A 14,060-nucleotide genomic window follows, 5' to 3' on the forward strand; every position below is an offset into this window, starting at 1 on the left:
CAGATAGATGGATCTATAGCCCAGACGTTCGGTTGATTCGGTCGGCACGATGCTCGATTCAACCGACTACCGCCGGTCTACCAATTCTCCGGGCTGCGTCATATGGCCACTATCTGGCCAAAAGGAAAGTCATGTCCTTCGATTCGTTGGGGCTCGTCCCCGCTTTGTTGTCTTCCATTGAACGTACCGGCTTCACCACGCCGACACCCGTCCAGATGTCTGCGATTCCAGCAGCCTTGGCCGGTGCCGACTTGATGGTGTCCGCCCAGACAGGCAGCGGCAAGACCGCAGCCTTTATGCTTCCCGCACTGAACAAAATCGCTCACAAGCCTGGTAACAAAGGTCGTGGCGTCCAAGTGCTGGTGCTCACCCCCACACGCGAACTCGCCATGCAGGTCAGCGAAGCCACCGAAATGTACGGTAGCAACCTGGACGATCTGCGTGTCGCAACCGTTGTCGGCGGCATGCCTTACGGCGCCCAACTCAAAGCACTCTCACGTCGCGTTGACGTGTTGGTGGCCACACCTGGTCGTCTCTTAGACCACCTGCAAGCCCGTCGTGTCGACTTGTCGACCGTGCACACACTGGTGCTCGACGAAGCTGACCGCATGCTTGACATGGGTTTCATCGACGACATCAACACCATCGTTGACCGTTGCCCCGAGTCACGCCAGACCTTGCTGTTCTCAGCAACGCTGGACGGCACGGTTGCCAAGCTCGCCGCACGCATGATGCGCGATCCACAGCGTATCGAAATGACCTCACAGTCAGATCGTCACGCCAACATTACACAAACGTTGCTGTACGCAGATGACGCCGGTCACAAACTGCGCCTGCTTGACCATCTGTTGCGCGACGTGTCAATGGACCAAGCCATTATCTTCACCGCGACCAAGCGTGGCGCGGATGATCTGGCCGAACACCTCGCCGACAGCGGTTTCTCAGCAATGGCCTTGCATGGCGACATGAACCAGCGCCAGCGTTCACGTACGTTGTCCGAAGTTCAGGACGGTCGTGTCCGTGTCTTGGTTGCCACCGACGTTGCCGCACGCGGTATTGACGTTCAGGCCATCAGCCACGCAATCAACTACGATTTGCCCATGCAGCCCGAAGACTACGTACACCGCATTGGTCGTACCGGTCGCGCCGGTCGTGATGGCGCAGCCTTTACTTTGGCTGTCCACAGCGAGCGTCATAAAGTGCGTCGCATCGAACATTTCATCGGCAACACCATTCCTCCTGGCGTGATCGCCGGCCTCGAGCCACAGCGCACACCAAGTTCACGCCCCGAAGGCGCGTCACGCGGTGCAGGCGGTAAAAAGCCAAACCGTTGGAGCAACGACCGTAGCGGCGACCGTTTCGGTAGCAACAACGACCGTTACTCAGCCGGCCGCGGCGAGTCGCGTTCATTTGCGCCTCGTGGCGATGCACCAAGTGGCGCGCCACGCGGTGACAGGCCCTACGCAGACCGTGGTGAAAAATCTTTCGCTCCTCGCGGTGACAAGCCCGCCTACGCACCACGTGGCGACAAGCCTTTTGGTGACCGTGAGCGCACCTTCGCTCCACGCGGTGACAAGCCTGCATACGCCCCACGCGGTGATCGTCCTCAAGCTGCTCGCAGCGACAATCCTTTCGCCAGCACCCGTGGCGAGGGTCGTCCTTTTGAGCATCGCAGCGATCGCGCACCTTCAGACCGTCCAGCTTATGCAGGCAAGCCTGCAGCACGCGCCGGTCGTGACTTTGCTCCTCGCTCAGCCGCACCTGGCGGCAAGACTTTCGCCCCACGTGGTGATGGTCCTGCTCGTGCAGGCGGTGCAGCACGTCCTGGCGCACCTCGCGCTGCGGCAGGTGCACGTCGTGGTTTTAACTTTGACGGTGGTCGCCGCTAATCAAGCAATCCCGGTAAGCGCTGACGCACTGAGTCACACTCAGCGCGTCAGCGCTTTTTTGCATCTGCAGATCCAGCAAGCAGGTGGCTGGTTGCCTTTTAGTACATGGATGCATCACGTGCTGTACGCACCTGGGCTTGGCTATTATGCCGCCGGCAATACCAAGCTCGCTGAAACACCGAACACCAGTACGACAGCGCTGAGCGGTGATTTCGTCACCGCCCCGCAACTCACACCCTTGTTCGGACAAACACTCGCTCGACAAGTGTCAGAAATTTTGCGCCAAACCGACACGCTCGACGTGCTGGAGTTTGGTGCAGGTAGCGGCGCGCTCGCCCATGACCTCCTCAGCGCATTGCATGCGGAGGGCCTCAATGTGCGCTACAACATTCTCGAAGTGTCCGGAGATCTCAGGCAGCGGCAGCAGCAACGCCTCGCCGCCTGGGGCGATCGCGTCTCTTGGCTGGAAACACTCCCGACTCACTTTGCTGGCTGTGTCGTGGGCAATGAGTTGCTGGATGCCATGCCAGTTGAGCTCTTTGCCTGGTCTGACCAAGGCGAGGTGCTGGAGCGTGGTGTGGTGTCGAGTGACTCAGGTTTTGCCTTTTTAGACAAACCCGCCTCACCCAAGCTCGCCGACGCCGTTCGATCGCGCATGCCTGCTCTTCCCGGTTACACCTCTGAGGTCAACTTGCAGGCCGAAGCATGGATTCGCGACCTCGGTCGCTGGTTGACGCGCGGTGCAGCCCTACTGATTGATTACGGCTTCCCACGCCATGAGTACTACCATCCTCAGCGACAACGCGGCACCCTGATGTGTCATATCCAGCACCGTACGCATGACGATGTTTTTTTAGCGCCTGGTCTACAAGACATTACGGCTCACGTAGATTTCACCGCGATTGCCGACGCCGCACAACAAAGCGGACTAGACGTCTTGGGCTATACCTCCCAAGCGCGTTTTTTACTCAATACCGGCCTTCCCCAGTTGCTTGAAACATACGCACAACAACAACTCGAGCATCCGGACCCCAAAGACCGGGCCCAAACCTATGCTGCCGTGCAAAAGCTGATTTCCGAAGCGGAAATGGGCGAACTGTTTAAAGTCATTGTTCTTGGACGAGGCATTCAAGTGCCCCTCAGCGGTTTTAGTCAGAGCGACCGTACAGGGCAGCTAGACGCGCAGCGCGCACCACCTGTTTAATTTGCGCAGGCTCAGCGGCTGTCTTGGCCGCAGCACCCGCATCCACCGCCAAAACAGCCTGCAGTTTAGTCCGCCACCACTCCGGATGATCCGCCTGAATCCGTCCTGATATCTCCAGTAACAAATCAAAACGCTCGGGCTTCCTGAAGGCATCGCACATTTCAAACAGTGACATTGCCGCCTCTGGAGTGCACTGAGTGATGCCCGCCAACACGACGGGCAATAAGCGCGCCATGTCGGCACACTCCGTCGGCACGCGCAAACGCTTGGCCAACTCAGCACGCGCGTCTGTGTCTAGGCAGAACAACGCATAACGTGCAGTCAACGGCAAGCTTGCCGCAGTATCCACAAGCTGCACCACACGGGCCGTAGGCTGCCACTCAGGCATGACTCGTGCACTCGCGCCAGACTCTAACAAAATTGCCAACATACGCGAAGGCTTTTCGCTCATCAGTCCACGTGACAACTCCTGCCAGACCCGCTCCGGCACCAAGGCATCGACCTCACCTGTCGACACCATGCGCCGGCACACAGCAAGCGTTTCCGGTGCCACAGAAAAATCCGTCAACCTCGCAGCAAAACGTGCGAGCCGCAAAATCCGGACGGGGTCCTCTTCGAAAGCAGGACCGACATGACGAAACAAACGTGACTGTAAATCCGCTAAGCCGTTCAAGGGATCGATTAAGACTCCCGTCATCGACTGTGCCATCGCATTGATCGTCAGATCACGACGCTTTAAATCTTCTTCGAGGGTAACGTCCGCACCCGTGTAAAAAGTGAAGCCTTTGTAACCCCGCCCCGACTTTCTCTCCGTTCGGGCAAGGGCGTATTCTTCTTTGGTTCGTGGATGCAAAAACACCGGAAAATCGCCGCCGACGGGAATGAATCCACGTTCAACCATTTCCTCAGGTGTCGCACCGACCACCACCCAATCACGATCGCCAGCAGGGCGACCCAGCAACGCATCGCGCACCGCGCCACCCACAATGTAGACCTGCAAGCCCGTCAAGGCGGGATCTATCGTCACTGACGCTGTCACGGCAAGGGAGAACGACCATACGGTCGTGGCTCAATTTGTCCCAGACGCTGCTTGAGTGACTGAGGGTTGCCAGAAAAGACTGCCGCATAATAAGTCGCGTTAGACATGACTTTTTTAACGTAATCGCGAGTCTCGTTAAACGGAATGGTTTCAGCAAAAATCGCCCCCTCTACGGGCGCATCCAGCTTTGAACGCCACAGCATTGGGCGGCCAGGACCTGCGTTGTATCCCGCACTCGCAAGTACCTGCGAGCCACCCAGATCAGACTGGACCATACTCAGATAGCTCGTGCCCAGCTTAGTATTGGTATCAAAATCATTCACGCTATTTGGCGTGAAATCCGTCAAGCCGATTTTTTTAGCCATCCACTTTGCAGTGGCCGGCATCAACTGCATCAAACCCGATGCCCCCACATGTGAACGCGCATCCATAATAAACAGCGACTCTTGTCGAATCAAACCATAGACCCACGCCGGCTCGACATTGACCTCACGTGCCTGGGCACTCACCCGCCCTTCAAAAGGCGCCACAAAGCGTTGCGTGAAATCCACCTCACTCTTGGTGCGTCCAGACGTGACCACCACACGATCGTAAATACTTTCGCGTCGAGCAAGCTCAGAAGCCGCCAACAACTGCCGATCCGTCATGCCGCGCAAGGTAAAGTTCCACTCTGGTACAGCATCAGGTCGCCAACCTCTTTTAAACAAGGTCACCGCTCGCTGCAAGCCAGGATTCGCTCTGGCTTGTGCCAACTCTTGGTCCGTCACCGCCTCGGGGCGCTTCGGTGCACTGATTGTCCGGCCCAGCTCTTCAGCTGCGAGCTGTCCATAAAAGCTGTAGTCTGCAGCGATCGACTCATAGGCTTTTTCTGCCTCGGTCTTTTTGCCTGTCGCGGCCAAGCCACGCGCCTTCCAATACACCCATGTCGGATCACTGCGCTGCGGCTCACGCATCGTATCGATGCCTTGCATGACCCACTTCCAGTCGATCTTCGGTTGCCGCAAGGCCATCCGTACACGCCACGCTTCATTGTTATCCGACAAACGGACCGAACCCGACTCGCGGTACCATTTGTAGGCACGCGGATCCAGATTCATACTCGCCACCAAGGCCATCTGACCATATACCCATTGCGTATATTTTTTTGGCAGCAGATTTTTCCACTGCTTATTCACGAGTGCATCAGCCGCCGCCAAATCTGTTCGTGCCAACCGTGCGAGGCCGATCGCAATAATCTCGTTGCGCTCAGTCGAACCCAACGCAGTTTGCGTCGCTAACCAAGCTGCTGGGCTCTTTAGCATCGCGTCATAGGCCGCCATTTCCTTGGCATCAAACACATAGGCCGCAAAGCGACGCGCATCGGGCAACTTATTGTTTTCAATCGCCTCGTGCAAGTAGGGAATCAACTCGGCATTGGTCAGCACACGATCCGCTACCAGCTGGTCAAACAACTTCCAACACGCACCAAAGGGCACAAAAATCTTCATCGCCTCGGCTGCAGTCGCGCGCTGACCACCCATATGTTTGGCTTCGAGTTGCGCGCACAAGACCTGATTGCTTGGGTTGAGTACGGGCCCCAGGCTGCGAACGGTGACAAAGTCGCCGCTTCGCGCTGCCGTCAGCAACCATTCACCTCGCAGTCGATCTGCGAGATACGCTCCATTGTTTTTTTCAAGGAACTGCTCAAGACTTTGCGCGACGCCAGGCGTTTTATATAAACCAAGCTGTGTGCGTAAAAACCAATACTCAGGATACGTCGCCAACACATCACCACGCGCCTGTGGCACAAAACTGGCGAGTTGACCGAACTGTTTACTGTTCAGCGCCTGACGCGCTGCGGCCACCGCTTTAGCAGCAGGCGTATTGTCCGAGGCCGCTATGGTGTCTTTGGGATTCGTCACTGGATTGGTCACTGAGCTAGCTGCTTGGCTAGCGACTGGGCTTGCCGCGTTATTCGGTGCAGTATTCGTAGCTGGCTTGACGACAGTGGGAGCGGCTTTAGGCGTTGCGGCAGCGGCACCTTGAGAAGTGCCGCCAACCGGACTCATGCTGCCATCTGCCTTCAACACAAACTGCTCTGCGCCTGAAGAGGATGTTTGTGCCACGCTGGGTGACGCGACCAGCGAGCCCATACAGGCCACTGCGGCGACCAAGACGCTAAACTGAACGCGGATATTCTGATACTTTGCGCTTGTGTGCATACAATGCCTCTGAACAACATTTACAACAATGAGTTAGCAACTGCTACGGTATATGTCAAAGAATAGCGCAGACCTGCTCCGTGTGCGGCTTCGCAGCCTACGAGAGGCCATTCCTGTTGCCGAACGCCAACATGGCAGCGCTTTTTTATGCACGACCTTGCTCAGCTGGTTTGAGACCCGCCGCTCAGCATGTGCAGCGGTTGGACAGACTGAACCTGAAATAGTTGCTGGCTTTTGGCCCCTCGACGGCGAACCTGACTTGCGCCCGATCTATGCGCAATTGCACTCGATGGGTGTCACGATTGTCCTGCCAATCGTTGTCAAAAAACAGGCACCACTCGAATTTCACGCTTGGCGACCAGAGGACCCTCTGGCACGCGGCGCCTTTGGTGTGCTTGAGCCCGTGCGAGGCGAGGTCATACAACCCACTGTTTTGCTCGTCCCCACACTCGGCTTTACGGAGCATGGTGCACGGATCGGCTACGGTGGTGGTTATTACGACCGCACGCTTGCTCAAATCAATGAAACGGGCCAGCCCTTTGTCACCATTGGGATTGCCTGGGACCAAGCGCGTATCGAAGAAGAAGCGGGGCATCGACCAGAGGAACACGACTATCCGCTCGATGCCATTCTGACACCAAGCGGCTGGCTACAAGACCCACCACCGGTATAACTGCTTCGTAGTCTCTTCAGACTAGCGGCCCAGACCACGCCAAATAGACAAAGTCGCTTCAGCATTATTGAGCGTATAAAAATGCAAGCCTGGCACACCATTGTCCAGAAGTGTCTCGCACAGACGTGTCACGACCTCGGCACCAAAAGCACGGATCGACTCTTTGTCATCACCCAGCTCAGCCAGACGCAGACGAATCCAGCGCGGCACTTCGGCCCCGCACATTTCTGAAAAACGCATCAATTGCGTGTAATTGGTGATCGGCATAATGCCCGGCACGATCGGAATATCAATACCCTGAGCCTGGACGCGCTCGACAAAATCAAAATACGCATCCGCGTTGAAAAAGTACTGCGTAATCGCGCTATTCGCACCCGCGCGGACTTTGTTGACAAAATGCGTCAGATCTTTTTCTGGACCCGCTGCTTGAGGATGCATTTCAGGATAAGCCGCGACCTCAATGTGAAACCAGTCACCTGTTTCCTGACGAATAAACTCCACCAAGTCACTTGCGTGATGCAACGCACCGGCCGCACTCGCCCCCATGCCAGACGGCATGTCACCGCGCAAGGCTACGATTCGGCGAACGCCTTCGTCGCGGTAGCGTTGCAACAACCCCTTGAGATCGTCACGCGAAGAGCCTATACAAGACAGATGCGGCGCCGCATCGCAGCCGAGCGAGCGCATCGTCCGTACCGTATCCAGCGTGCCATCACGGGTAGAACCGCCCGCTCCGAACGTCACACTGACATAGTGCGGCGCGATCACCAGCATTTGCTTGGCACCTTCGACGAGACGTTGCTGGGCAGCATCGTCGCGGGGAGGGAAAAACTCGAGACTAAAAGCAGGCGTAGCTTGGGAGGTCATTGATTAATCAAACCCGACAAGAAACCCGAGATCACGCTGTAGAGCAATGCGCCCCCAACCGCCCACCAAAAGCCACTGACCTGAAAGCCTTTCAGGAGCGAGCCGGCAAGCCAGAACATGAGTGCGTTGATCACGAGTAAAAACAGACCCAGCGTCACAATCGTGATGGGCAAGGTCAATAAAATGAGGATGGGTTTGACCAGCATGTTGATCAAACCCAAGACGAGCGCCGCAATCATGGCCGACCAGAAACTGGCCACCGTAATTCCGGGCAAGACGTAGGCGACGATCAGTAATGTCACCGCATTTAATATCCAGACAAGCAACCAAGTCATGACAATCTCCGGTGAACATTACTTTGGGTTGCAAATGGGAATATCCCGCTTGCAACCCTGACTCATAACCGCGTATGACAACCTTAGAAAAAAGGCTGATCAATAACGGTATGCGTCGCCCTTGAAAGGACCTTCTTGCTTGACGCTGATGTAAGCGGCTTGCTGAGGTGTCAAGGTCGTCAAGTTTGCGCCAATCTTCTTGAGGTGCAAACGTGCGACTTTTTCGTCCAAATGCTTGGGCAACACATAGACCTGACCCGACTTGTACTCTTCGTTGCGTGAGAACAACTCGATCTGTGCAATCGTCTGGTTGGTAAACGAAGACGACATCACGAACGAGGGGTGGCCTGTGCCGCAACCGAGGTTCACGAGACGGCCCTTCGCCAACAAGATGATGCGCTTGCCGTTAGGGAAAATCACGTGATCGACTTGTGGCTTGATTTCTTCCCACTGCAAGTCTTCGATACCGACGACGTCAATTTCGTTGTCGAAGTGACCGATGTTACAAACAATGGCCTGGTCCTTCATGCGGTCCATGTGGGCACGCGTGATGACGTTGTAGTTGCCTGTTGCTGTCACGAAAATGTCTGCCTTGTCTGCGGCTTCTTCCATGGTGACAACTTTAAAGCCTTCCATCGCTGCCTGCAGTGCGCAGATTGGATCGACTTCAGTCACCCACACCTGAGCGCGCAACGCGGCCAAGGCTTGTGCCGAACCCTTGCCCACATCGCCATAACCTGCAACCACGGCGATCTTGCCTGCGATCATGACGTCTGTCGCGCGCTTGATCGCGTCGACCAATGATTCACGGCAGCCGTACAAGTTATCAAACTTTGACTTGGTCACGGAGTCGTTCACGTTGATGGCGGCAAAGGCCAATTCGCCTTTTTTCGACATCTGATACAAACGCAGCACGCCAGTCGTCGTTTCCTCAGTCACGCCCTTGATCTGGGCCAGACGTGTGGAGTACCACTTAGGATCTTTTTTGATCTGCGCTTTGATTGCAGCAAACAAAACGACTTCTTCTTCGGAACCTGGGTTGTTCAAGACCGAAATGTCGCTCTCAGCTTTTGTACCGAGGTGCAACAACAGTGTGGCATCGCCGCCATCATCCAAAATCATGTTGGCTTGCTTGTCGCCAGGCCATTCAAAAATCTTGTGTGTGTATTCCCAGTACTCGACCAGTGACTCGCCTTTTTTGGCGAACACAGGTGTGCCCATTGCAGCGATGGCAGCAGCGGCGTGATCCTGAGTCGAAAAAATATTGCAAGAGGCCCAACGCACTTCGGCGCCGAGTGCCTGCAAGGTTTCGATCAGCACTGCCGTCTGGATCGTCATGTGCAAGCTACCCGTGATACGGGCGCCTTTCAGCGGCTTGGTCTTGGCGAACTCTTCGCGCGTGGCCATCAGACCTGGCATTTCTGTTTCAGCAATCGCGATCTCGCGACGACCAAAATCAGCCTGGGTGATGTCGGCAACAATGTAATCAGCGAATTTTTCTTTTACAGCGTTCATGTGTTTAAGCTCCGGTATACCCGCGGAACAACAATTGAACGGCTGTGTATTGAGCACCACCGCAATCGCTGCTTGGCAGGATTGGGTGAGCGCCGTTAAGGTCGACAAATGGCCGACGGTAACGTGGAAGCTAATGAGCCTGGCGGGCTTGACCCGTCGCAACGCTCCTCAAAAGCACAGCCATTGTAGCCCGTTTTTGGAGATTACGACAGGGTTTACCCCACAACCCCTGAATATTTAAGCCTTAAGTGTTGGCTGAGGTGGTGGTCTGAGGAGGCAAGTGCAACGCCACAATGTCATCCTCTGGCTTGCCATGGAACGGATAGCGCGCACGGACCAAAGGATCGTGCCCGGGAATGATGTGTTCGGACGTTGCAGCCGCCGCACGCAGGGTCGCATAGCCCGCCACCATATCACCCACATGAAACACAATCGGAAAGGGCGACGGCCTTTCCATATTTTCATAAAAATGGCTCGCATCCGAAGCCAACACCACCCAGCCACGTGCGGTGTGCACGCGTAAAGATTGCAAGCCCTTCGTATGGCCACCGATTTTGATCAGCTCGATGCCTGGCGCCAGCTCATGTCGCCCCTGATGGAACTGGACACGTTCCGCATACACGCGTCGCACAAGACTCACCACGTCTTCTACATCGTAGGCATGACGAAACAGTCCGTGGCACATGTGCTTACCGCACGCGTAATCCACCTCGTCTTCTTGCACATGAAAGCGTGCATTTGGAAGCAGATCGATGTTGCCCGCATGGTCATAATGCAGATGCGTCAACACCACGTCCTGGATGTCCTCTGGCGCCAGACCCAGCAAAGACAGCGCGCCAATGGGACAACGCAACAGTGTGCGGCCACGTTCTTTGGCTTGTCGCGCATTGAAACCCGTATCCACCAAAATATTGCGCTGACCATCGCGAATAAGCCAGACAAAATAATCCATCGGCATCGGCTCATCGTGCGGATCCTGAACAATGAAGTTTTCGCGGCGCATCCGTTGCTGAATCGTCGCATAGCGCAACGCATAAATTTCATACTGGGGCAGATTCATTGTTTCTCCTTTATAGGCAACATCGACGATTCCCGCTTGACACAGGTAAAGACAAGCGCAGACAATCGAGGCCAATCGTGGTGTGTCTTACACATTTAGTTACACGTTTTACTTTATTTATTTTTAATCATACTGATTCTGGAGCCTTACATGTCTGCTAAAAGCGAAACCGCTCAATTGTTCAAAGACGGCCTGGCCGTTCGTCGTGACGTACTCGGCGCTGATTACGTGGACGGCTCCATTGCCAAAGCCAACGATTTCACCATGGCTTTCCAGCACATCACTACCGAGTGGTGCTGGGGCTATGCCTGGACCCGTGACGGTCTGAGCCGCAAGACACGCAGCATGCTCAACCTGGCCATGCTGACTGCACTGAACCGTTCCGCTGAAATCAAGCTGCACGTCAAAGGCGCACTGGCTAACGGCGTGACCATCGAAGAAATCAAAGAAGTCCTGCTGCACGCGACAGTCTACTGTGGCATCCCAGCTGGTCTGGACGCTTTCAAAGCCGCCAACCAAGTGCTCGAAGAAGAAGGCGCTTACGAAAAAGCTGCTGCCAAAGCCGCCAAGAAAAAAGTGACTGCCAAGAAAGCCGCTGCTAAAAAAGTCGCCGCCGCTAAGCCTGCTGCCGCTGAAGCCGTCGCTGCTAAAGCGCCTGCCAAAAAAGCAGCTGCAAAAAAGGCAGTTAAGAAATGAGCGCCCTGCCCACGATCGGTTTTGTGGGCTTAGGCAGCATGGGATGGCCGATGGCCTCCCTGCTGCACAAAGCTGGCTATCCTCTGCAAGTGATTGATGCCTCGAAAGAGCGCGCACAAGCCTTCGCCAAGGAAATCGGTGGCACCGTCGCCGCTTCCAACCGCGAGCTGGCTGCTGCCTCTGAGCTCATCGTCACGATCTTGCCCACCAGCAACATTCTGGAAGCCGTCCTCACAGGTCCTGACGGCGTATTGGCCGGCTTGCGTCCAGGTTCCGTCGTCATCGACATGACTTCTGGCGTACCGACCATCACCCGCGCGTTGGCTGAACTCGTCACGGCCGCCAAAGGTCACTTGGTTGACGCCCCTGTTTCAGGCGGCGTGCCACGCGCCAAGACTGGCGAACTGGCCATCATGTTTGGCGGTAGCGTCGAGCTGCTTGAGCGCGTTCGCCCAGTATTGGCTTGCATGGGAACCTCGATTACGCCAACCGGCGACGTCGGCTCTGCCCACGCCATGAAGGCACTGAACAATCTGGTGTCTGCTGGTGGCTTTTTGATCGGCGTCGAAGCGCTGCTGATCGGCAAGCGCTTTGGTCTGGATCCCTCGGCCATGGTCGACGTGCTGAACTCTTCGACGGGGATGAACAACTCCACGCAGAAGAAATTCAAACAGTTCGTGTTGTCAGGTCAATACAACGCTGGCTTTGGTCTGGACCTGATGGTCAAAGATCTGAGCATTGCCCTTGGCATTGGTCGCGACACCAACACACCGACGCCTTTTTCGTCGTTGTGTCGTGAAATGTGGGCCTCGTGCGCACAAATGCTCGGACCAGGCCAAGACCACACGGCAATCGCCAAGTTGTCCGAAGCTTTAGCAGGCGACACCTTGTCGGAAAAGAAAGAAAAGTAATTAAAAGCTAATAAAAGTCAGTCGAAAAAAATAGGTACTCAGAAATGAGTACCTATTTTTCTTTAGACCTGCTCAGGTTTCCCCAGACTTTTTGGGATAACCTTCCGCAAGAATCCGCACCCACACTGCATGCTTTTCCTCTTTGGTCATGAAGACCCAGTTCGAGACCTCCATCACCGTGCGGCCGCAGCCACGGCACACATCATCAAACAAGGTGGAGCAAATCGCCACACAAGGCGAATCTGCACCCTTTGAAACATCTTCAAGTGTCGTCTGACCAGAAGCTTTCGGTGAAGCACCCTCAGGCGCCTCATCCCAGTTTAATGAAGGTGGCTGAGTGGTCACCTTAGACTGACTTTTTCAGTGCAGCAGCCTTGTCCGTCGCTTCCCAGCTGAACTCAGGCTCGCTACGACCAAAGTGGCCGTAGGCAGCTGTCTTGCTATAGATCGGACGCAACAGGTCAAGCATGTTGACGATACCTTTTGGACGCAGGTCAAAATGCTCGCGCACGAGTTTGGACAATTGCTCGTCAGACACGACGCCTGTGCCGTGCGTATCAACCGTGATGTTGATCGGCTCAGCCACACCAATCGCATAGCTCACCTGCACTTCACACTTACTCGCCAGACCAGCTGCCACAATGTTTTTTGCCACATAGCGCGCAGCGTAAGCAGCGGAACGGTCAACCTTTGAAGGGTCCTTGCCGGAGAACGCGCCACCACCGTGACGGCAAGCGCCACCATAGGTGTCGACAATGATCTTACGACCTGTCAGACCGCAATCACCCTGGGGTCCGCCGATCACGAAACGACCGGTTGGGTTGATCAGGAACTTGGTCTTGGGTGTCAACAAACCAGCAGGGAAACTTGGACGAATAATGTCCTCAATCACCGCTTCGTGAATTGCAGTCTGCGAAATTTCAGGTGCGTGCTGTGTCGACAACACCACAGTGTCGACCTCGACAGGCTTGCCGTCGACGTAGCGGAACGTGACCTGTGATTTTGCATCGGGACGCAGCCAAGGCAGGCGGCCGTCTTTGCGCAACTCGCTCTGACGCTGCACCAGGCGGTGTGCGTACCAGATTGGTGCGGGCATCAAATCAGGCGTTTCGTTACATGCGTAACCAAACATCAAACCCTGGTCGCCCGCGCCTTGATTGAGATAGTCCTCAGAGGTGCGATCCACGCCCTGAGCGATATCGGGAGACTGTTTGTCATAGGCCACCAACACCGCGCAGCCTTTGTAGTCGATCCCGTAGTCGGTATTGTCGTAGCCAATGCGCTTGATCGTGTCGCGCGCAACTTGGATGTAATCAACGTTCGCAGTCGTGGTGATTTCACCTGCCAAGACGACCAAACCTGTGTTGCAAAGCGTTTCCGCTGCGACACGTGCGTGGGGGTCTTGAGTAAAAATCGCATCTAGGATGGCATCGGAGACTTGGTCAGCGACCTTGTCTGGATGTCCTTCGGAAACGGATTCGGAGGTAAAGAGATAGTCAGAAGAAGTTGTAGCCATGATCACGTCCTATTTCTGGCAAAGCCAGAGGTGAAGTTAAGGAGGTGCGTTGCACCCCGTACCGACACCTGAATAGACGCTGGATTGGGCGCGACGCTTTAGCGGATTTATTTTTGTATTGACGCAGCATTTCAGCATTTGTCCAACACCGTCG

At 55.4% G+C, this 14,060-nt stretch carries 12 protein-coding genes, 1 pseudogene and 1 riboswitch; of the genes and pseudogenes, 5 read left to right on the top strand and 8 right to left on the bottom strand.

The window, feature by feature from the left end; all coding sequences use genetic code 11:
* Window positions 1-131: 131 nt before the first annotated feature.
* The gene (locus tag WBJ47_RS04620) at window positions 132-1,889 is read left to right on the top strand and encodes a DEAD/DEAH box helicase (RefSeq protein ID WP_422243762.1); all 1,758 of its coding nucleotides are present in this window, start codon (window positions 132-134) and stop codon (window positions 1,887-1,889) included.
* On the top strand, window positions 1,792-3,093 hold the full coding sequence (locus WBJ47_RS04625) for a class I SAM-dependent methyltransferase (protein ID WP_422243771.1): 1,302 nt from the start codon (window positions 1,792-1,794) through the stop codon (window positions 3,091-3,093). The genes WBJ47_RS04620 and WBJ47_RS04625 overlap by 98 nt, the downstream gene beginning before the upstream one ends.
* On the opposite strand, the gene WBJ47_RS04630 is transcribed toward WBJ47_RS04625, so the two are convergent.
* Together WBJ47_RS04630 and WBJ47_RS04635 are read right to left on the bottom strand one after the other, a co-directional pair.
* A complete protein-coding gene (locus WBJ47_RS04630) occupies window positions 3,038-4,120 on the bottom strand; it encodes a CCA tRNA nucleotidyltransferase (RefSeq protein ID WP_422243763.1) in 1,083 nt (360 codons plus the stop codon). The two genes, WBJ47_RS04625 and WBJ47_RS04630, sit on opposite strands and share 56 nt — an antisense overlap.
* An 8-nt stretch (window positions 4,121-4,128) precedes the next feature.
* Window positions 4,129-6,180 (bottom strand): transglycosylase SLT domain-containing protein, encoded by a 2,052-nt coding sequence (locus tag WBJ47_RS04635; RefSeq protein ID WP_424585261.1) that lies wholly within the window; start codon window positions 6,178-6,180, stop codon window positions 4,129-4,131.
* Between the two features lie 205 nt (window positions 6,181-6,385).
* Between WBJ47_RS04635 and WBJ47_RS04640 the strand changes: the two genes are divergently transcribed.
* Window positions 6,386-7,006 carry a 5-formyltetrahydrofolate cyclo-ligase gene (locus tag WBJ47_RS04640; RefSeq protein WP_422246076.1) on the top strand — a complete coding sequence of 207 codons (621 nt, stop codon included), beginning with the start codon at window positions 6,386-6,388 and terminating at the stop codon, window positions 7,004-7,006.
* Between the two features lie 21 nt (window positions 7,007-7,027).
* Here the strand turns inward: WBJ47_RS04640 and metF are convergent, their stop codons facing one another.
* The 4 genes from metF to WBJ47_RS04660 all read right to left on the bottom strand — a co-directional run bounded on the left by metF (window position 7,028) and on the right by WBJ47_RS04660 (window position 10,783).
* Complete coding sequence (gene metF / locus WBJ47_RS04645; protein ID WP_422246075.1) at window positions 7,028-7,873, bottom strand: methylenetetrahydrofolate reductase [NAD(P)H]; 846 nt, start codon at window positions 7,871-7,873, stop codon at window positions 7,028-7,030.
* Window positions 7,870-8,208 carry a phage holin family protein gene (locus tag WBJ47_RS04650; RefSeq protein WP_422246073.1) on the bottom strand — a complete coding sequence of 113 codons (339 nt, stop codon included), beginning with the start codon at window positions 8,206-8,208 and terminating at the stop codon, window positions 7,870-7,872. The genes metF and WBJ47_RS04650 overlap by 4 nt, the downstream gene beginning before the upstream one ends.
* A 99-nt stretch (window positions 8,209-8,307) precedes the next feature.
* On the bottom strand, window positions 8,308-9,723 hold the full coding sequence (gene ahcY / locus WBJ47_RS04655; RefSeq protein WP_422246071.1) for an adenosylhomocysteinase: 1,416 nt from the start codon (window positions 9,721-9,723) through the stop codon (window positions 8,308-8,310).
* A gap of 80 nt (window positions 9,724-9,803) precedes the next feature.
* Window positions 9,804-9,899, bottom strand: a riboswitch (S-adenosyl-L-homocysteine riboswitch).
* A gap of 68 nt (window positions 9,900-9,967) precedes the next feature.
* On the bottom strand, window positions 9,968-10,783 hold the full coding sequence (locus WBJ47_RS04660; RefSeq protein ID WP_422246069.1) for an N-acyl homoserine lactonase family protein: 816 nt from the start codon (window positions 10,781-10,783) through the stop codon (window positions 9,968-9,970).
* Window positions 10,784-10,933: 150 nt separating this feature from the next.
* Here WBJ47_RS04660 and WBJ47_RS04665 point away from each other — a divergent pair.
* Window positions 10,934-11,338, top strand: a pseudogene (locus WBJ47_RS04665) (carboxymuconolactone decarboxylase family protein); the annotation flags it as partial.
* 137 nt (window positions 11,339-11,475) lie between these two features.
* Window positions 11,476-12,390, top strand: a complete 915-nt coding sequence (locus WBJ47_RS04670; protein WP_422246067.1) for an NAD(P)-dependent oxidoreductase — start codon at window positions 11,476-11,478, stop codon at window positions 12,388-12,390.
* Between the two features lie 72 nt (window positions 12,391-12,462).
* Here WBJ47_RS04670 and WBJ47_RS04675 read toward each other — a convergent pair whose 3' ends face one another.
* Window positions 12,463-12,735 carry a DUF1289 domain-containing protein gene (locus WBJ47_RS04675; RefSeq protein ID WP_422246065.1) on the bottom strand — a complete coding sequence of 91 codons (273 nt, stop codon included), beginning with the start codon at window positions 12,733-12,735 and terminating at the stop codon, window positions 12,463-12,465.
* A gap of 1 nt (window position 12,736) precedes the next feature.
* Window positions 12,737-13,906, bottom strand: a complete 1,170-nt coding sequence (metK, locus tag WBJ47_RS04680; RefSeq protein WP_422246063.1) for a methionine adenosyltransferase — start codon at window positions 13,904-13,906, stop codon at window positions 12,737-12,739.
* Between the last annotated feature and the right edge of the window lie 154 nt (window positions 13,907-14,060).

This window comes from Zwartia sp., from assembly GCF_049655405.1.
In the GTDB taxonomy this organism is placed as follows: Bacteria; Pseudomonadota; Gammaproteobacteria; order Burkholderiales; family Burkholderiaceae_B; genus Zwartia.

Bases quoted from the DNA above. Each gene is read 5' to 3' on its own strand.
- WBJ47_RS04625 (WP_422243771.1), top strand. From the start codon at position 1,792: ATGGTCCTGCTCGTGCAGGCGGTGCAGCACGTCCTGGCGCACCTCGCG.
- ahcY (WP_422246071.1), bottom strand. From the start codon at position 9,723: ATGAACGCTGTAAAAGAAAAATTCGCTGATTACATTGTTGCCGACATC.
- WBJ47_RS04620 (WP_422243762.1), top strand. From the start codon at position 132: ATGTCCTTCGATTCGTTGGGGCTCGTCCCCGCTTTGTTGTCTTCCATT.
- WBJ47_RS04660 (WP_422246069.1), bottom strand. From the start codon at position 10,783: ATGAATCTGCCCCAGTATGAAATTTATGCGTTGCGCTATGCGACGATT.
- WBJ47_RS04635 (WP_424585261.1), bottom strand. From the start codon at position 6,180: ATGAGTCCGGTTGGCGGCACTTCTCAAGGTGCCGCTGCCGCAACGCCT.
- WBJ47_RS04670 (WP_422246067.1), top strand. From the start codon at position 11,476: ATGAGCGCCCTGCCCACGATCGGTTTTGTGGGCTTAGGCAGCATGGGA.
- WBJ47_RS04640 (WP_422246076.1), top strand. From the start codon at position 6,386: ATGTCAAAGAATAGCGCAGACCTGCTCCGTGTGCGGCTTCGCAGCCTA.
- metF (WP_422246075.1), bottom strand. From the start codon at position 7,873: ATGACCTCCCAAGCTACGCCTGCTTTTAGTCTCGAGTTTTTCCCTCCC.
- metK (WP_422246063.1), bottom strand. From the start codon at position 13,906: ATGGCTACAACTTCTTCTGACTATCTCTTTACCTCCGAATCCGTTTCC.
- WBJ47_RS04650 (WP_422246073.1), bottom strand. From the start codon at position 8,208: ATGACTTGGTTGCTTGTCTGGATATTAAATGCGGTGACATTACTGATC.